Raw genomic sequence first — 17,622 nt, 5'->3', positions numbered from 1 at the left:
GCGTCCCAGAGCCCGCGCGCCTCATACGTCTGGGAAGACGTTGCGTCAATCATTGTCACCAGACATTTGCCGTGAGTAAGTGACGGCAGGGCGTACGGAAACGATGCGCCGTTAGGGGAGGTACACCACATAATGAAACGCGGACTTCAGATTGCCCTTGGCATTTTCTCACTCATTCCCGCTATTTTTGCCCTGATGGGCTTTCTGCACGGGGCGGAACGATTGTCCCCGGCAGGCGTCACGACAGAACTGGACAATCAGTATCGGTACTTCTCCGGTATGTATCTTGTGGTGAGCTTCCTGATCTGGTCGATTATTCCATCCATCGAAAAACAAGGGCGGCTTCTTCTGGTGGTTAGCGCAGCCATATTTATCGGAGGGCTCGGTCGTCTTGTCTCAGTGATGACCGTCGGTCAGCCCGCGCAGGACCAGATGGTCGCGCTGGGTATCGAGCTGGTTGTGCCTGTGATCTTTGTGCTCTGGCAACGGATGGTTTCTGCCCGAGCCTAGCCACCACACGCGGCGATGGCGGTGTCATCTGCGGTCATTGCCGCGGCCGCTTCGAGCGGCCGGTCAGTGGCCAGCATGACGAGGCCGTCATCGGCAAGATCCTGAAACTCCGATCCGTTGCCGTCGGCCAGATAGATATCGTCCAATCGCTCGCCGGAACGACCCAGCGTGCCGAAAGCGGATTCGACATCATTGCGGGCATTGCGATCCCAGGCTGCGGCATCGGGGCGGCCAGTGCCGGTCCAGGCGATCAGTCGACGGGAGTCCACACCGCGTGCCTCAAGTGCCGCAATGTCACGGCCGCCGCGTGCCGAGGCGGTCATCATGAAATGGGGGTCGATGGCTGCGATTTCGGCGGCTTCGTCATCATTGTAGGAAATCATGATGATGTTCTCTTCCGCGCCCGCCGCATAAACGGTCTTGGCCATATTGGCGAAGCTTGTAGTCTTCTTGCGGTCGAGTTCCAGAATGGCGCCGCTGTTTCGGGCCCAGATCAGGGCGTCGGTCAGCTTGGGCGGGCTAAAGCGCGTGTGACGATCATCATTGTCGACCAGGGTCAGGCCCGACAGTTCTTCCCAGCTGATATCGGAGACATAGCCCCGGCCGGTCGTCGTTCGGTTCAGCCGGTCATCATGCATCAGGGTCAACACGCCGTCTCGGGTTTCGGCGACATCAATCTCGAAGATCCGGACCCCGTTGTCGAAATTGAACTGCATCGTCTCAATGGCATTCTCAGGATAGCCCGGCGCAGGGCCCCCGCGATGCGCAGCGATCACCACGCCTCCGTTTTCACGCAGGCAGTCGAAATAGTCGGGCAGGGGCATGCGCGCAGAAGCTTCGGTGATTGCGGGCTCCACGGCCCCTGACTGTGGGGTATCGCTTGACGGGCCGCAGCCAGACAGCAGGATGAGAGCGATAACAAGCAGTGCGGAGTGGTTCATTCGGGTGGTCCTCTTCTTGCGCTGCAGCAATCGCACGCATAAACCGGTTCTAAATCAGGCAATTATTGCCGAAGACAAAACATTACAGGGAGACTTACCATGCTGGGTATCATGCAGGACTGGCCGCTGACGGTTAACAAAATCCTCGAACACGCCAAGCGCATCAATCCTACACGAGAAATCATCACTCGGCGCGTGGAAGGCCATATTGTCCGCACGACCTATGCCAATCTCTTTGACCAGTCCAAGCAGGTCTCGAATGCGCTTATCGATAGCGGCATTCAGTTGGGCGACCGCGTGGCGACGCTGGGCTGGAACTCTGAACGGCATATGGCCTCCTGGTATGGCGCCATGGGCATTGGCGCGGTGCTCCACACGATCAATCCACGCCTGCACCCTGAACAGGTCGCCTGGATCGCAAATCACGCCGAAGACAAGGTGCTCATCTTCGACAAGACCTTCCTGCCTATTGTGGAGGCCATCAAGGACCATCTGCAGACGGTGAAGACTTTCGTCATATACGCTGATGCTGACACGATGCCGGAAAACTCTCTCGGTGCAATCCCGTTTGATATCTGGATTGATGGTCGCTCGACCGAGGTCCGCTGGGGCGACTTCCCGGAAGATACCGCATGTGGCCTTTGTTATACGTCGGGCACTACAGGCGATCCGAAAGGAGTTCTCTACTCCCACCGCTCGAACGTGTTGCACACGCTGATCACGATGGGCAAGGATGTGATGGGCATGGGCGCTGACGATGTGGTGCTGCCGGTCGTGCCGATGTTCCACGCCAATGCGTGGGGCCTTGCACTGTCCTGTCCTGCTGTCGGCTCGAACATGGTAATGCCGGGGGCACAGATGGATGGCGCATCCATCTATGAATTGCTGGATACGGAAAAGGTGACGATCACCGCCGCGGTTCCAACCGTCTGGCTGATGCTGCTGACACATTTGCAGGAAAACAATCTCAAGCTGCCGCACTTGAAGAAGGTTCTGATCGGGGGCTCAGCCATTCCGGAGAAGATTCTTCGTGCCTTCGAGCAGGATTATGAAGTGGATGTTGTCCACGCCTGGGGCATGACCGAAACCTCGCCGCTGGGAACGCTGGGCGCCTTGCCGCCCCATCTCGTGAATGCCGATATCGACACGCGTATGGAGCAGAAGCTCAAGCAGGGGCGCCCGCCATTCGGCGTGGAGCTCAAGATCGTCGATGACGAAGGCAAGGTGCTGCCGAATGATGGCGAGACGTCTGGCCGGTTGATGGTGAGCGGCGCTGCGATTGCAGCTGGATACTTCAAGGGCGTCGGCGGCGACGTGCTGGACGAGGACGGCTATTTTGATACGGGCGATGTCGCCAATATCGACGAGTATGGCACGATGACCATCACCGACCGCGCGAAGGATGTGATCAAATCAGGCGGCGAGTGGATTTCCTCCATCGACATCGAGAACATCGCGGTCGGCCACCCGAAAGTGGCCAATGCGGCGGCTATCGGCATCTATCACCCGAAATGGGATGAGCGCCCACTCCTGGTGGTTCAAGCCGCGCCGGGGGAAACGCCGAGCAAGGAAGACGTGCTGGCCCAACTGGAAGGCAAGATCGCCAAATGGTGGACACCGGACGATGTCGTCTTTGTCGATGAAATTCCGCTTGGCGCCACGGGCAAGATCAACAAGCTGGCCCTGCGCAACCAGTTCAAGGACTACAAGCTGCCGACGGCCTAGTTCGGGCTGAACTCGGGAACTGGACGGGCGGCCGCTTCTTCGGGAGTGGCCGCTTTTCCATTTTTGGAGATGTCATCGATCAGCCATTCCATTTCAGCTATTTCCACCTTCTGAGCTTTGATGATTTCATCGGCCAATTGCTGAACGCGTACGTCTTCTATGCCCGCCCTTTCGCTGGTCATGATGGCGATGGAATGATGCGGGATCATGGCGCGCATATATGATTGGTCGCTTACCGTTGCTTGCGAGCGCACCAGAAGCAGGGCGGTAACAAAGAGCAGGCCACTGCCGACGAATATTGCGAGGTTCTTGCGGCTATCCTGGTACATGTTGAGCATGAAGGCCAACATCACGATCGCCATCGACGCGGCCATGATGAGGGTCATGTAGAAGCGGGTTTCACTCCAATGCACATGGGGCAGGGCATAGGTGTTTAGATACATAAGTCCGAACATGACGATGGCGGAGGTCGTGATCATTAGGCCGAAGCGGAGATAGCTGCCGGAATGGTCCATGGTCTTTCCTTTCGAATTGACGTTGAAGAGGTTCAGTTTGAACGTGCAGGAGCGGACGCTGTTCCGCACGAATCTGTTCCACGAGACTGGTTGAGAGGGGCAGTGTGATCTATGTCAGGTGACAGGGTTCATCCGGAGAGGGCTGGAAACACAATGGATACGACAGAACAGACACAGGATGCCGGATGGCGCGGCACGGTTGCCAAGGCGTCGCTTGCCTTGTCGATCTTTACGGTCTTCTGGTTCATCATCGCAGCGCTTGGCACCAAGCTGGGCCTATGGAACTGGCAGGTCGGGCTTGGTCTGATGACGATCAATTGGGGACTCAAGCTGATCTTCGTGGCGCTCGGTGTCTCAGTGATCGCGGTGATCCTCTCATTGATCAAAGCACCCCGGAAACGCGCTTTCATTCTGGCGTTTGCCTCGCTCTTGATTGCCGGACTCAGCTTTGGGCGCGTCGCGGCGTTTGGCGGGGAAGCGTCCCGCTTGCCGCCGATCCACGACGTTCAGACCGACTGGTCCAACCCGATCATGCCGAGCGATGCCCTGCTCGCCGTCCGGGCCGAGACCGAGGCCATGAACCCGGTCGAAGCTGCACCAATCGTTCCGGAATATGCCGAAGACCGTTGGCCGGGCACTCCGGGGCGCCTCGTGTCCGAATTGCAGGAAGAGGCCGAATTCGATCCGACCCAACAGGATGACCGTGCGGACGCTCCTTATCCGAAACTTGATTCCTATATCACTCAAGCTCCGTCGGAAGCGGCATTCGAGGCCATCCTCACGCTTGTGAAGGAGCGCGGTTGGGTGATCGTTGCCAGTGACGAGACGGCCGGTCGCATCGAGGCAACCGAAACGAGCTTCTGGTTTGATTTCAAGGATGACATCATGATCCGTATCCAGCCGACAGAAGAGGGCGGGTCCCGCATTGATGTGCGTTCAACCAGTCGGGTCGGCCTGTCTGATCTTGGTGCGAATGCCAAACGGGTCCGCAATCTGCTCGATGATATCGAGATCGCGCTGCGCTAGGTATCAGTTATTTCCTTTGTCTGGGCTTCCGGGCCCAGACGAAGGAGCCGTGCTGTCGGCGCAATCGTCCAGCCCTGAATGGTTAGCGAGATTGTCACGATCACGAACACGACATTGAAGAAGCCAACTGAAATCGGTCCTGGTGCGATGACAGGATAGATCGCGAGAAGGATCGGTACCGCGCCGCGCAGGCCCACCCAGCTCAGGAAGACATTCTCACGGAAGGAAAAGCCCATCCATCCCACGCTGGCAAATACGGCGAGCGGTCGAGCGATCAGCATCAATACTGCGGCGCATCCGATGGCAGGCCAGATGTCGTTTAACAGCGCACTCGGCGTAACGAGCAGACCGAGGGTCAGGAATAACACCATCTGGCAGAGCCACTGGAAGGCTTCATTGAAGTCGACAATGCGATCGATTGGTCGCTTCAGTTTGGCCTTGAAACTGACGCCGGCAAGATATGCCGCGAGGAAGCCGCTGCCTCCAACCAGCGACACGCCGGTAAAGATGACGAGGGCGCCTGCAAGGGTCATGATGGGATACGTGCCTATTGGCAGGAAAAGGCGATCAAGAATGCGGGCCAGAAGCCTGCCGCCAAGGACGCCGCCCAAAATGCCGATACCGGCTTGCATGAGCAGAAACAGAGCCATGCCGGGGAGGTCCGCCGGCGCATTGGTCTGTATGGAGGCGACCAGCGTGGTAAGCGACACTGTCAGGAAAATGGCCATCGGGTCGTTCAGGCCGGATTCCAACAGCAGCGTATCCTTCAGGCGTTGTCTCAGGGCTATGCCGCTTTGCTGAACGAGAAGGAAGGTCGCGGCCGCGTCGGTAGAGGCGACCGCTGCGCCAAGCAATAGACCAACTTGCCAGGGCAGTCCCATGAATAGACAGGCCGCAACACCCGTGATGCCTGCTGTAATCAGCACACCGATGGTTGCGAGTAGGGATGCCGGCGCACCAGCGGAACGGAAGACGCTGCGTCCAGTTTCCAATCCGCCGGCAAACAGGATGACGGCCAGGGCCACGCTGCCAAGGTCGAACGCAAAGTTGAAATTACTGAATTGAATACGGCCTGGACCATCTTCTCCCAGCAGCATGCCGATGAGAAGTGCGATCAAGAGAAATGGAGCTCCTGCTCGCCTTGCCAGCGGCATCAGCGCAAAGCTGACAAATATGATGAGGCTGCAAAGGAAGACAAAGAGTTCCAACGGGCATCCTCGGGTCTGAAATGGGGGAACTCTTTAGATAAGAGTGCCGCACCTCGTGCCGCAAGGTGCAGATTCATTCGAATTCAAATAAGTTCGACTCCGCAGACTCTAATCGCGCGCGTATTTATCTTCGTATCGTATGATGTCATCCTCACCGAGATAGCTGCCAGTTTGAACTTCGATTAGGACGACGGGCAGTTTCCCCGGATTTTCCAGCCGGTGAACGGATCCTACAGGGATGTATACGGACTGGTTCTCGGTGACGAGCTTGACGTCCTCATTGATCGTGACCTTGGCTGTTCCGGATACGACAATCCAGTGCTCGGCGCGATGATGGTGCGATTGAAGGGACAGCGACTGGCCCGGCTTTACCTGGATGCGCTTGACCTGAAAACGTTCGCCCATCGCAATGGACTCAAACCAGCCCCAGGGGCGATAGTCCCGCGGAAATTGCTCGGCCTGGCGTGCCTGTTTGGCCTTGAGCTCGGTAACGGCCAGTTTTACGTCCTGTGCGCGGGACGCATCCGCGATCAGCACCGCATCCGGCATGGCAACGGCTATGATGTTCTTCAGGCCGATACCGACGACTTCCAGTCCATTATCTTCGGACCTGATCAGGGAGTCTTGGCAATCCATGACCGTGACATGTCCGCTGGTCGAAACCCCATGCTTGTCCGGCCCGGTTTCGCGCAATACGGCGTCCCAGCCGCCAAGGTCTGACCATCCGCCCGAAAATGGCACGACGCTAAGATTTTCGGTGCGTTCCATGACGGCATAGTCGATCGAGATCGACTGGGCCCGGTTCCAGCTCTCCGGATCGAGCCTCATAAAGCCGAGATCCATCTGCAGGTCATCGACAGACTTGCTCACGCATTCAACCATGCCCGGTTCATGTTTCTGGAAAGCTTCGACAATGCTTTTGACGCTGAACAGGAAGATCCCTGCGTTCCAGAGGTAGTCACCACTATTCACCATTTTAAGGGCATTGGTCGCAGAGGGCTTCTCCACGAAACGCTTCAACTTGATGGGGGACAGACTGTAGTCTTCCACCGGCTTGCTGAGCTCCAGATATCCGTATCCGGTTTCGGGATGTGTGGGCTGGATTCCGAACGTGACGAGCTGGCCTTTTTGGGCCGCATCGACGGCCGCATTGATTGACTCCAGAAATGCATCACTGTCCGGGATGACATGGTCGGATGGTGCGATCAGCATCAGGGCATCTGGTTGGGTCTTTTGCAGATGCAGTGCTGCCGCCAGGATTGCGGGGGCCGTGTTGCGCGCGTCTGGCTCGATCATGATGGAAGCGTCATCGATTTCGATGTCGGTGAGCTGTTCTTGCACGATGAACCGGAAATCCGCATTGGTGAGGACAAGCGGCGGCGTGAAGGCGCCTCCGGTCAATCTCAGCGCGGATGCCTGGAACAGGGATGTATCGCCGATCAGGGGAACAAATTGCTTGGGATAGCTCTTTCGCGACAGCGGCCAGAGCCGCGTGCCTGCTCCACCGCACATCAGTACCGGAACGATGCTGGTCATCGATTTTGCCATCGTTTGCTCTTTCAAATTACCCGCGAATCTCTTGCCTCAGCGCACCAGCAAAGGCCACCCTGAACACCAAGATTTTCCCTGTGTGGCGGGCATTTGGTCCAGTCTGTCCAGGTGCCAGGTGAAAACTGTCTAGCGGTCTTTCGGATCCAGCGCATCGCGCAGGCCGTCACCGATAAAGTTGAGGCACAACAAGGTGACTGCCATCGTGACGGCGGGTGCCAGCAGCATCCAGGGCTTTTCTTCCATCCGGTGTGCGCCATCCGAAATCAGCACGCCAAGTGAGGTAAGGGGCTCGTTCACACCGAGGCCGAGGAAGGACAGGAAGCTTTCGGCGAGGATCACCACCGGGATGGTCAGCGTGACATAGACGGCGACCGGGCCGATCACGTTCGGCAGGATGTGGCGCACAATGATGTCTTTGCGGCTGACCCCAGACGCGCGCGCCGCTTCGATGAACTCCTTGCCCTTGATGGCCAGTGTCTGGCCGCGTACGATCCGCGCCATTGTCAGCCACTCGATCGCGCCGATGGCTGCAAAGATCAGCACAATGTTGCGCTCAAACACCGTCAGCAACAGGATCACGAAGAAGATGAAGGGCAGAGCGTAGAGTACGTCGACAATGCGCATCATGAAATTGTCGACGCGACCACCGAGATAACCTGCCGTCGCACCCCAACTGACGCCGATCACGAGGCTGACAGCCGTGGCGACAATGCCGACCATGAGCGAGATACGCAGGCCGATCATCAGGCGCGCAAGCAGGTCTCGTCCCTGCAGGTCGGTTCCGAGCGGATGCAGGCCTTCCAGCGTCGGCGCAATGGTGCGCAGGTCAGAAATGGTGCTGTATTTGTGGACCCAGACAAATGGCCCGACGACTGCAAACAGAATGAGGAAGCCGAGAATCCACATGGAGACGACGGCGGCGCGGTTGCGGAACAGGCGCGCCCGGGCATCTTCCCAGAGCGAGCGTCCCCCTATAATGGCATTCTGAACCGGTTCGATGCGACCAGTCGGGTCGAGGAGAGGATCAAGATCCGTCATCAATCGTATTTCACTTTCGGATCAAGCAGGGCGTAGAGAATGTCTGCTACAAGATTGAGCAGTACGATCAGGCCCGCATAGACAATGATTGCGCCCATCACGAGCGTGTAGTCACGGTTCAGGGCACCATCGACAAAATATGAGCCGAGGCCGGGCAGGCCGAAAATCTTTTCGATCACCACTGACCCGGTCATGACGCGTGCCATTGCGGGGCCGGCATACGAGATCAGTGGCAGCAAGGCCGATGGCAGGGCGTGACGCGCAATCACCTGGCGTTCGGTCAGGCCTTTGGAACGCGCCGTGCGGATATGGTTGGAACGCATTGTCTCGATGATCGAGGCGCGCATGAGGCGGGAGATGATCGCAATCTGTGGCAGGGCCAGAGTAATTACGGGCAAGGTCATATTGTGCCAGTTCATCCCGATATTCGGATAGGTTCCGAGACCGCCAACCGCGAAGATGCCAGCCCCCAGGGCAAAGATGAAAATCAGGATCGGACCGGTAACAAAGGTGGGGATCGAAATGCCTGCCATGGCGATCCCCATGACGCTGTAATCCGCCGCTGAATTCTGCCTGAGTCCCGCAAAAACACCCAGCAATGTGCCCACCGCTATTCCCAGACCCATGGAGAGAAACCCGATGGTGAGGGAGATGGGCAGGCCGTCTGCAATCAAGTCGTTTACGCTCTTGCCAAGCGTCTTGTAGGACGGGCCAAAATCCCCGACCAGCACGCCGCCGACATAGTCGAAATACTGCTCGTGAACGGGCTTATCCATGCCGAAATAGGCGAGTTGGGCCTGTTCGATCGCAGGCGGCAGTTTCCGCTCCCCATCGAACGGACCGCCCGGCGCGGCGCGCATCATGAAGAACGCCATCGTTATGATGGCAAGCATTGTGGGGATTGCAATTAGCAGACGCCTGAACGTATAGGCCCACGGAATTCGGCTGATGACACGTTGAAATGAGGACACGTACTTAAGTTATTCCGCTGCTGGTAATAGGAATTTGATCATGCCGCCGTCACCGACGCTTGGCATAACGATCCGCAATCCTTAGCTTGTAGCGACAGCCGATCAAGACCGCAGACTCAGGCAGGGACACTAAAATATGGCCGATATTCGCCGCGTTACGGAAGCTTTTGCTGTCGCCCCCCAGATTAACGAGGAGGATGTTGCCCAAATTCAGGCTGCAGGCTTCAAAACCATTGTTGCGAACCGCCCAGATGGCGAAGGCGGCGTAGACCAGCCCCGTATGGGCGCGATTCGTGCCAAAGCCGAATCCCTGGGTTTGGCCTTTGTGGCACTGCCTTTCTCAGGCGCCCCCACCCCAGAAGTCGTCGAGCGGATGAGCAATATCCTGAACGAAGCGCCTCAGCCGGTGTTGGCGTATTGCCGCACCGGGACACGATGCATAACGGCATGGGCCCTGACTCATGCCGGGCAGGGTACAGGTCAGGAAATCGTCGATGCTGCCGCAGATGCGGGCTATGATCTGTCGAGTCTGCAATCGCTGCTGTGACCATCCTGCTCACAGATGTTGTGAGCAAGTGGTCACACTTGCGCCGCATTATGTGTGTTGTCAGTGATGACCGGTCATGCGAAGGCCAAGACAGGGAGGCGCTGGCCATGAGGCTGTATGCGCAAGAGGAGTGGAATGGATGAGCGATCGTCTGTGGATCACCGATTTCAAATACGATGACGGCGCCATGCTGGTGAAGAAGACCGGGCACCGCGTTCCGCTCACATTTTCGCTGGCGCACGACATCTTCACCTGGTTCTGCTTCTATTTCTTTGCGCAGACATGGCGCACCTGGCGCCGGGTCACCGGACACAAGCGCCCCACGATTGCATTCTATCCTGACAAGCCACGCCCATGGTATTTCATCTGGCCCGTGACACATGTGTCAGGTGCCAAATTGATTGATGACGTCGCGACCGCTGACATTGTCATGCAGTTTGATGACTCCACCGAAACCGACAATACGGTCCCGATGGTTCGTGATGGGGCGAAACTGGTCAATTTCACTTGTGATGATATTTCAAAATCGACCGTCGCAGCCGCTTTCGGTGAGGCTGCGGGATATTCTCTATCGGTTGACCCAACGACCCATCAGGGCCGCATGGTCGAGAAGTCTGAATTGAATGCCGCGCATGATGGCCGGATTCTGGAAGGTCCGCTGGATACGCCCCTGCCGGGCAAGACCTATCAGCGCCTCGTCGACAATGAGATCGAAGGCGGTCTGGTCGAGGATCTGCGCTGTTGCATCGTGGCCGGCTCACCCGTCATCGTGTTCCGCAAGCGTCGGCCCTTGGAGCGCCGTTTCCTGAACGAGAATGTTCAGGTTTTGCTCGACGAGCCTCGCAATTGCTACACGAGCGATGAAATTGCCGTGATTGAGCGGTTTGCTGCATCGATCGGACTAGACTGGGGCGGCGTTGACGTCCTACGTGACCGTTCATCCGGACGAATCTACATCGTCGATGCAAACAAGACGGATATGGGCCCGCCCGTGGCGCTGAAGCTCGGCGCCAAGCTGAGGGCCACACGTCGCATGGCGCAGGCCTTTGCCGTCGCCTTTGCTTCGAAGAAGCGCTGATCGCTCCGGCAAGCCAGGATCGCTGCAAGAGACTAGAATAATATGGCTATTCCCTACGTTCGCGAAATCGAGTTCGAATACGGCATCGTAGAGCAGGTTTCCCCGCTCATTCGCCGCGTAATCGCGAACAATCCCGGGCCGTTCACCTATGTTGGCACCGGCGTCTACATCATCGGTCATGGCGAAGTGGCTGTCATTGATCCCGGCCCGGAAGATGCTGAGCATTTCGAAGCCTTGAAGCGGGCGCTGGAGGGGGAGACGGTCACCCACGTTCTGGTCACTCATGGTCATTCCGACCATTCCCCGCTGGCGACGCCTTTGGCGCAGTGGGCGGGTTGCAAGACTTACGCGAAAAATTGCGGCGTGCCGACCGCCAAGGGCGAGCTTGGCAGTGCAGACGACCTTGGCTTCATGCCGGATGTCAAAGTTGGCGATGGCGACGTGATTTCGGGCCCCGGCTGGACACTCGATGTGATTGAGACGCCGGGTCACACTTGCAACCATCTCTGCTTCGGCTTGCGCGAAGAGAATGCGTGTCTGTCGGGTGATCACATCATGGGCTGGTCGACGACTGTTGTCGCGCCGCCGGATGGGGACATGGGCGATTACATGCGCAGCCTCGACAAGATTCAATCCAGGAAATTCGACACGCTTTGGCCTACCCATGGCGATCCGGTGCGTGGCCGCGAATTCGTCGACCATTTCATCACGGAATACGCCAACCACCGCCGGGCTCGCGAAGCTGCCATTCTTGACCAGCTTCGGGCGGGTCAGTCCTCGATCCCTGAAATGGTCAAGGTGATGTACGCCGAAGTCGACAAGCGCTTGCATCCAGCCGCAGCCATGTCTGTGCTTGGTCATATGATCGAGCTGATCAAGACCGGTGTCGCGGTTTCTCCGGATGACAAACCCACCGTCCGGTCTCATTTCGAACTGGTGAAAACCCCGGTGTGACGGGCTTGATGTCGGTAAATCCGTCCTAGACTGTTTCAACCTTGTTCGGACGCATCAGCAGGCGTTGGATCGCGTCATCGACACTGATTGCGCCTTCAATCACATCCGCAACTGCATCACAGATCGGCATGTCGACGCCGCGATCGGCAGCAATCCGTTTCAGAACCGGCGCGGTTGCGACGCCTTCGGTTACGGCGTTTCGCGCGCCCATGATGTCTTCAAGGGGCTCACCTCTGCCCAACGCCAGTCCGCAGCTCATGTTGCGGCTCGTCTCGGAAGAGCAGGTCAGGACGAGGTCGCCCAGCCCTGACAGGCCGGAAAGGGTTTCGCGCTCGGCGCCCAGGGCAAGAGCGAGCCGGGTCATTTCCGCGCTGCCGCGGGCAATGAGCGCTGCATGGGCAGAGCGGCCCAGGCCCTTGCCGAGTGCGATACCACACGCAATGGCGAGCACATTCTTCACCGCGCCGCCGATCTCTGCACCTAACAGGTCATGCGCGAGGTAAGGGCGGAAATTCGGGGTCGCAACAGCGGCGATCAGTTCGGCGCCAAGGGTTTCATTTTCGATGGCAAAGGTCACAGCCGTCGGCAGGCCCTTGGCCACATCGATGGCGAAGCTCGGGCCGGACATGACAGCCGGAACCGCTTCGGGCAGCTCGTCGGCCAGCACCTGCGTCATGAATTCGCCTGTCTTCAGTTCGATGCCTTTGGAGCAGAGGACAACTGGTGTGCCGGGGCGGATATGCTCTTTCAGTGCCTGCAAGGTTGCCCGTGTGTGCTGGGCAGGGGCGACAGAAAAGAGCGCGTCCATCAGGTGCAGGTCTGCGAGGTCCGATGTCGCCTTGAGCGCGGGGTTCAAAGGTACGCCCGGCAGGAAGACCGTATTCTCATGGCGCGTATTGATGGCTTCGGCCACCTCTGCTTCGCGGCACCAGATCAGCACGTCCTGGGCCTCACGGGTCAGCATCTGGGCAATCGCTGTGCCCCATGCGCCGCCGCCAATGACGCCGAATGTCTTGAAATGTTTCGTCATGCGCCGGAGATTGGTCGAAACCGGGGGGCGGGGCAAGCGGCTCGGTCAGATGAAACTGAACGTGCCACGCTCCTTTTCAGTATCCACGCTGACGGCAACCTTGCGGCCGACGGGCGAGGCATCTTCACGTAACGTCGCGAGCGCAGCGGGGGATGCGACGGCAAGTGCCCGGCGCCCATCCTCGAGGCGTACGAACGCGATGCCTTTGTTCGGTCCTTCCTTGCCATGCGTGACCGTGAAGGTTTCCAGCGTGCCCTCGCAATCCTCGCCACAAAGTGTGACTTGTTCGGTTAGTGTTGCATAGGATTCTGCGGGTGCGAAACGAGTCGGCTTCTGTGTCGAGTAGATCCCGACCGCTTCCTTTGTCATCCAGCCACCATTGGCGAGCACAAGGCCATAGCTGCCGGGATCTGCGCGAAGGGTCGACACCATTTCCGCGATACCGTGCAGGGAATAATTGTTTCCCGGTCCGCCAAAAAAGGGCAGGCCACCCGTCAGGGTGAGTGGGCGCGGATCATTCTTCCAGTCGATGCCCAGCGCGGCAGTTGAAGAGAACACGGCGCATGGAAAGCAGGAATAGAGATCCAGATGCTTGATATCGCCTGTTGCTTTCGCGGCCTGATCCAATGCGCGATCTATAGCGGTCTGCATTGCCCATGAGCCGTCGAGTCTCGGGCGCAGCGAGATCAGATCGTCGGCCGCTTCGCCTGCACCGTGAAGATAGACACGCTTGTCTTCCGGAACACCCAATGCGTCGGCTTTGGAACTGCTCATCAGGATCGCAGCAGCGCCCTGGTTCACAGCGTCCTGGGCGATGAACCATTTCAGGAACGGATCAGCATATTCGTAGTTCGCCTTGGACGGTGTCGAAAGAAACTCAACCGAGCGTTCCTCCGGGAATTGAGAATACGGGTTCTTTGCAGCAACAACAGAGAAGGGCTGGAAGAGTTCGGCCATGGCCTTGCGGTGCTGGCTGCGTGAATGGCCTTCGCGGGCGGCGATGGCGTTTTCGAACAGGCCATAGAAATAAGCTGGCGCGACGATGCCATGCTTGATTTCTTCGCGCGACAGCATCATCGGACCCATGCCGCGATCTTCGTAATCCACATCAGCGCCGTCGGCCCAGTTAATTTCCACATTGTTCCGGCGCGCGCCCTTCGAGGCCCGATTGGCCTCGGAACCGGAGATCAGCACGCAGTCAGCATCGCCCGCATGGATGCGCGCGGCCATCTCATTGACAAGGGCCTGTGGGCTCTGACCGCCAACGGTTTCATAGATCAGCGTATCGGGTGCAGCGCCAATATCGCGCGCCAGCGTGCCGGGAAGGTTGGTGTTATGGCCGTGCGGGTGCGGTGCGCCACCGACTGAATCTTCAAAGATGCGAACAACGGCAATCGTGTCGATGGCCTTGGAGAGGTCTGCACCACTGTCAGAGAGGGCTGCCCTGGACGCGTTGACCATGAGCGACAGGGGCGACGGCGCACCGTCTGCTCCGCTTGTTCCATCCCACTGGCTGAGGCTTTGTCCCACGCCAACCAGAACCGGCAGATCGCCTTTTGCCATGACACGCTCCCTTATCGTTGTGTGAAACGACACCTAGCGTGCGAAATTCGGCAAGGCGAGCCGGTACGTTGGGGAAGGAGGCGATGTTCGGCGCCGTGCCCGGTCAGGTGGGCACGGCGCCTTCAATGCTGGGTCACTCGCCGTTCAGCAGGCCCTTTTCGCGCATGAAGCCAAGAATGACTTCGGCGGCTTCTTCCGGAGAATTGTTCACTGTGTCGATGCGCAGTTCGGGCGCCTGAGGTGGCTCGTACGGGCTATCGATGCCGGTGAAGTTCTTGATCTCTCCAGCGCGGGCTTTCTTGTAGAGGCCCTTCACATCCCGGTCCTCCGCGACGCTGAGTGGCGTGTCGACATAGACTTCAATAAATTCGCCATCAGCCATCAGATTGCGCGCCATTTGTCGCTCTGACCGAAACGGCGAGATGAACGAGACCAGCGTGATCAATCCGGCGTCGGACATCAGGCGGGCGACATTGGCGACGCGGCGAATATTCTCGACGCGGTCCGCATCGGTAAAACCGAGATCGCGGTTCAGGCCGTGACGGACATTGTCCCCGTCCAGCGTGAAAGTGTGCTTGCCTTGGGCAAACAACAGTTTCTGCAGGGCGTTGGCGATGGTCGACTTGCCGGATCCTGACAGGCCGGTAAACCAAAGCACGGCTGGCTTCTGGCCTTTCTGCTCCGCCAGGGCAGACCGATCAACATCCATGGCTTGCCAGTGAATGTTTGATGCGCGGCGGAGTGCGAAGTCGACAAGGCCGAGACCAACCGTGTCATTCGTCATCCGGTCGATCAGAATGAAGCCGCCCATCTCTCGATTGACATCATACGGATCATACGGAATGGCTTGGTCTAGAGACAGGGTTGTAACGCCAATCTGGTTGAGTTCCAGCGTCTTCGCTGGAACATCGTTCAGTGTATTGACATCAATGCCATACTTCGGCGCGTTGACCGTGGCCGTGACAGTCTTCGCCCCCATCTTCAGCAGGTAGCGGCGACCGGGCAGGAGTGGCGTTTCGCTCATCCAAAGCAGGCGAGCCTGAAATTGGTCAGACACTTCGGAAGGGTCTTCGGCTGAAACGAGAACGTCGCCGCGCGAACAGTCGATTTCATCGTCCAGCGTGATTGTAACGGATTGTCCGGCGATTGCCTGCTCAAGGTCACCCGTCGCCGTGACAATTCTCTGGACGGTGGACTGCTTCCCGGACGGCATGGATTTGACGCGGTCACCAGGTTGGATCGAGCCCGCAGCAATCTGTCCGGAGAAACCTCGGAAGTCGAGGTTGGGTCGATTGACCCATTGGACAGGCATACGGAAAGGCGTGTTCAGGCGGCGATCACCAACCGGCACGGTCTCCAGATAATCCATCAGGCTGGGGCCATCATACCAGTCTGTTTCATTCGATTTGCTTGTAATATTCACGCCCTCGAGGGCAGACATCGGGATTGGCTGGATTTCCAAATCCGTCGCCAACTCGTCTGCGAAGGCGTAGAAATCGTCTACGATGTCGTCATAGGCCTGTTGGCTGTAATTGATCAGGTCCATCTTGTTGATGGCCAGCACGACTTTGCGAATGCCCAGCAGGGATGTGATGAAGCTGTGGCGCCGTGTTTGCGTCAAGATGCCCTTGCGCGCATCCACCATCAGGATGGCGACATCTGCGGTTGATGCGCCGGTCGCCATATTGCGCGTATACTGTTCATGTCCTGGCGTATCGGCGACGATGAACTTGCGCTTGTCGGTGGCGAAAAAGCGATAGGCCACGTCGATGGTAATGCCTTGCTCCCGTTCAGCGGTCAGTCCGTCAACGAGCAGGGCAAAGTCGATATTCTCACCCTGAGTTCCCACTTTCTTGGAGTCGCTTTCGAGAGAGGCCAGCTGGTCCTCGAAGATCATCTTTGCGTCATAGAGCAGGCGACCGATCAGGGTCGACTTTCCATCATCCACGGAACCACAGGTGATGAAGCGAAGCAGGGATTTATGCTCATGCTTCTCCAGATACGCGGCGATATCTGATTCAATCAGGTCGTCATTGAGGCGCATCAGAAATAGCCTTCCTGTTTTTTCTTTTCCATGGATCCGGACTGGTCGGCGTCAATGACGCGGCCCTGGCGTTCGGATGTGGTGGTCAGGAGCATTTCCTGGATGATGTCTTCAAGCGTGGCAGCTGTGCTTTCGACCGCGCCGGTCAGCGGGTAACAGCCAAGTGTACGGAAGCGGACGGATTTGGTCACCGCGGTGCTGCGCAATTCTTCCGGCATTCGGTCATCATCAACCATGATGTCCACACCATTCCAGTTCACGACGGGGCGCGGGGCAGCAAAGTAGAGCGGGACAATCTCGATGTTTTCGCGGCGGATATACTGCCAGATGTCCAGTTCGGTCCAGTTGGACAGCGGGAAGACTCGAACGCTTTCGCCCTGGTTGATACGTGTATTGTAAACGTTCCACGGCTCTGGCCGCTGGCGCTTCGGGTCCCACCGGTGCTCGGCTGAGCGGAAGGAGAAAATGCGTTCCTTGGCGCGGGATTTTTCTTCGTCGCGTCGGGCGCCGCCAAAGGCTGCATCGAACTTGTACTTGTCGAGCGCCTGCTTGAGGGCGAGCGTTTTCATCACATCTGTGTGCACGGCTGATCCGTGACTGAACGGCCCGACGCCGTCGCGGACGCCATCTTCGTTCACATGCACCAGAAGATCGAAGCCCAGCTCCTTGGCTTTCCGGTCGCGAAACTCGATCATTTCCCGGAATTTCCAGGTTGTATCGACGTGCATCAATGGGAAGGGAGGGCGCGATGGATAGAACGCCTTCATCGCAAGGTGAAGCATCACCGCCGAATCCTTGCCAACGGAATAGAGCATGACCGGATTTTCGCACTCGGCGGCCACTTCGCGGATGATGTGCAGGCTTTCAGCCTCCAGCCTGTCGAGGTGGGTGAGGTTTTTCAAAACGCGTACAGTCCTTCAA

At 57.9% G+C, this 17,622-nt stretch carries 16 protein-coding genes; 6 read left to right on the top strand and 10 right to left on the bottom strand.

Translation table 11 applies throughout. The annotated features are described in order from the left end of the window. The first annotated feature begins 132 nt into the window (after positions 1–132). A complete protein-coding gene (locus B2344_RS09190; RefSeq protein WP_206991165.1) occupies positions 133–510 on the top strand; it encodes a DUF4345 domain-containing protein in 378 nt (125 codons plus the stop codon). Here the strand turns inward: B2344_RS09190 and B2344_RS09185 are convergent. Continuing rightward, the gene (locus B2344_RS09185) at positions 507–1,451 is read right to left on the bottom strand and encodes a glycerophosphodiester phosphodiesterase family protein (RefSeq protein ID WP_290483249.1); all 945 of its coding nucleotides are present in this window, start codon (positions 1,449–1,451) and stop codon (positions 507–509) included. The two genes, B2344_RS09190 and B2344_RS09185, sit on opposite strands and share 4 nt — an antisense overlap. Before the next feature lie 99 nt (positions 1,452–1,550). Here B2344_RS09185 and B2344_RS09180 point away from each other — a divergent pair, with 99 nt between their 5' ends. After that, on the top strand, positions 1,551–3,176 hold the full coding sequence (locus B2344_RS09180) for a long-chain-fatty-acid--CoA ligase (protein WP_206991164.1): 1,626 nt from the start codon (positions 1,551–1,553) through the stop codon (positions 3,174–3,176). Here B2344_RS09180 and B2344_RS09175 read toward each other — a convergent pair. Continuing rightward, positions 3,173–3,691, bottom strand: a complete 519-nt coding sequence (locus B2344_RS09175; RefSeq protein ID WP_206991163.1) for a DUF305 domain-containing protein — start codon at positions 3,689–3,691, stop codon at positions 3,173–3,175. The two genes, B2344_RS09180 and B2344_RS09175, sit on opposite strands and share 4 nt — an antisense overlap. A 153-nt stretch (positions 3,692–3,844) precedes the next feature. Between B2344_RS09175 and B2344_RS09170 the strand changes: the two genes are divergently transcribed. Then, positions 3,845–4,717: a DUF1499 domain-containing protein gene (locus B2344_RS09170; RefSeq protein WP_290483246.1), complete on the top strand. Its 873-nt coding sequence runs from the start codon at positions 3,845–3,847 to the stop codon at positions 4,715–4,717. Here B2344_RS09170 and B2344_RS09165 read toward each other — a convergent pair. From B2344_RS09165 to B2344_RS09150, 4 genes are all read right to left on the bottom strand, one after another. After that, positions 4,714–5,925, bottom strand: a complete 1,212-nt coding sequence (locus B2344_RS09165) for a potassium/proton antiporter (RefSeq protein ID WP_290485057.1) — start codon at positions 5,923–5,925, stop codon at positions 4,714–4,716. The two genes, B2344_RS09170 and B2344_RS09165, sit on opposite strands and share 4 nt — an antisense overlap. Before the next feature lie 108 nt (positions 5,926–6,033). Further along, positions 6,034–7,473 (bottom strand): mannose-1-phosphate guanylyltransferase/mannose-6-phosphate isomerase, encoded by a 1,440-nt coding sequence (locus B2344_RS09160; RefSeq protein WP_290483245.1) that lies wholly within the window; start codon positions 7,471–7,473, stop codon positions 6,034–6,036. A 129-nt stretch (positions 7,474–7,602) separates the two neighbouring features. Then, positions 7,603–8,514, bottom strand: coding sequence for an ABC transporter permease subunit (locus tag B2344_RS09155; protein ID WP_290479824.1), 912 nt, complete (start codon positions 8,512–8,514; stop codon positions 7,603–7,605). After that, positions 8,514–9,407 (bottom strand): ABC transporter permease, encoded by an 894-nt coding sequence (locus B2344_RS09150; RefSeq protein ID WP_414651732.1) that lies wholly within the window; start codon positions 9,405–9,407, stop codon positions 8,514–8,516. The genes B2344_RS09155 and B2344_RS09150 overlap by 1 nt, the downstream gene beginning before the upstream one ends. Positions 9,408–9,621: 214 nt before the next feature. Between B2344_RS09150 and B2344_RS09145 the strand changes: the two genes are divergently transcribed. The 3 genes from B2344_RS09145 to B2344_RS09135 all read left to right on the top strand — a co-directional run bounded on the left by B2344_RS09145 (position 9,622) and on the right by B2344_RS09135 (position 12,064). Next, positions 9,622–10,032, top strand: a complete 411-nt coding sequence (locus B2344_RS09145; protein ID WP_034810871.1) for a TIGR01244 family sulfur transferase — start codon at positions 9,622–9,624, stop codon at positions 10,030–10,032. Between the two features lie 139 nt (positions 10,033–10,171). Further along, positions 10,172–11,110, top strand: coding sequence for a hypothetical protein (locus B2344_RS09140; RefSeq protein ID WP_290483241.1), 939 nt, complete (start codon positions 10,172–10,174; stop codon positions 11,108–11,110). Between the two features lie 42 nt (positions 11,111–11,152). After that, entirely contained in the window at positions 11,153–12,064 is a 912-nt protein-coding gene (locus B2344_RS09135; RefSeq protein WP_206991157.1) for an MBL fold metallo-hydrolase, read from the top strand. A gap of 25 nt (positions 12,065–12,089) precedes the next feature. On the opposite strand, the gene B2344_RS09130 is transcribed toward B2344_RS09135, so the two are convergent. From B2344_RS09130 to cysD, 4 genes are all read right to left on the bottom strand, one after another. Continuing rightward, positions 12,090–13,094, bottom strand: a complete 1,005-nt coding sequence (locus B2344_RS09130) for an NAD(P)H-dependent glycerol-3-phosphate dehydrogenase (RefSeq protein ID WP_290485056.1) — start codon at positions 13,092–13,094, stop codon at positions 12,090–12,092. A gap of 45 nt (positions 13,095–13,139) precedes the next feature. Continuing rightward, complete coding sequence (locus tag B2344_RS09125; RefSeq protein ID WP_290485055.1) at positions 13,140–14,657, bottom strand: acetyl-CoA acetyltransferase; 1,518 nt, start codon at positions 14,655–14,657, stop codon at positions 13,140–13,142. A gap of 133 nt (positions 14,658–14,790) precedes the next feature. Next, a complete protein-coding gene (cysN, locus tag B2344_RS09120) occupies positions 14,791–16,701 on the bottom strand; it encodes a sulfate adenylyltransferase subunit CysN (protein WP_206991154.1) in 1,911 nt (636 codons plus the stop codon). Continuing rightward, positions 16,701–17,603: a sulfate adenylyltransferase subunit CysD gene (cysD, locus tag B2344_RS09115; RefSeq protein ID WP_034810883.1), complete on the bottom strand. Its 903-nt coding sequence runs from the start codon at positions 17,601–17,603 to the stop codon at positions 16,701–16,703. The genes cysN and cysD overlap by 1 nt, the downstream gene beginning before the upstream one ends. Positions 17,604–17,622 lie beyond the last annotated feature (19 nt).

Source organism: Hyphomonas sp. UBA3195 (genome assembly GCF_002366485.1).
Taxonomy (GTDB): domain Bacteria; phylum Pseudomonadota; class Alphaproteobacteria; order Caulobacterales; family Hyphomonadaceae; genus Hyphomonas.
Note: the sequence above shows the minus strand (reverse complement) of the source record. Positions and strands in the feature narration are given on the sequence as shown.

Coding starts and splice junctions, on each gene's coding strand:
- B2344_RS09190 (WP_206991165.1), top strand. CDS start 133: ATGAAACGCGGACTTCAGATTGCCCTTGGCATTTTCTCACTCATTCCC.
- B2344_RS09185 (WP_290483249.1), bottom strand. CDS start 1,451: ATGAACCACTCCGCACTGCTTGTTATCGCTCTCATCCTGCTGTCTGGC.
- B2344_RS09180 (WP_206991164.1), top strand. CDS start 1,551: ATGCTGGGTATCATGCAGGACTGGCCGCTGACGGTTAACAAAATCCTC.
- B2344_RS09175 (WP_206991163.1), bottom strand. CDS start 3,691: ATGGACCATTCCGGCAGCTATCTCCGCTTCGGCCTAATGATCACGACC.
- B2344_RS09170 (WP_290483246.1), top strand. CDS start 3,845: ATGGATACGACAGAACAGACACAGGATGCCGGATGGCGCGGCACGGTT.
- B2344_RS09160 (WP_290483245.1), bottom strand. CDS start 7,473: ATGGCAAAATCGATGACCAGCATCGTTCCGGTACTGATGTGCGGTGGA.
- B2344_RS09155 (WP_290479824.1), bottom strand. CDS start 8,514: ATGACGGATCTTGATCCTCTCCTCGACCCGACTGGTCGCATCGAACCG.
- B2344_RS09150 (WP_414651732.1), bottom strand. CDS start 9,407: ATGCTTGCCATCATAACGATGGCGTTCTTCATGATGCGCGCCGCGCCG.
- B2344_RS09145 (WP_034810871.1), top strand. CDS start 9,622: ATGGCCGATATTCGCCGCGTTACGGAAGCTTTTGCTGTCGCCCCCCAG.
- B2344_RS09140 (WP_290483241.1), top strand. CDS start 10,172: ATGAGCGATCGTCTGTGGATCACCGATTTCAAATACGATGACGGCGCC.
- B2344_RS09135 (WP_206991157.1), top strand. CDS start 11,153: ATGGCTATTCCCTACGTTCGCGAAATCGAGTTCGAATACGGCATCGTA.
- B2344_RS09130 (WP_290485056.1), bottom strand. CDS start 13,094: ATGACGAAACATTTCAAGACATTCGGCGTCATTGGCGGCGGCGCATGG.
- B2344_RS09125 (WP_290485055.1), bottom strand. CDS start 14,657: ATGGCAAAAGGCGATCTGCCGGTTCTGGTTGGCGTGGGACAAAGCCTC.
- cysN (WP_206991154.1), bottom strand. CDS start 16,701: ATGCGCCTCAATGACGACCTGATTGAATCAGATATCGCCGCGTATCTG.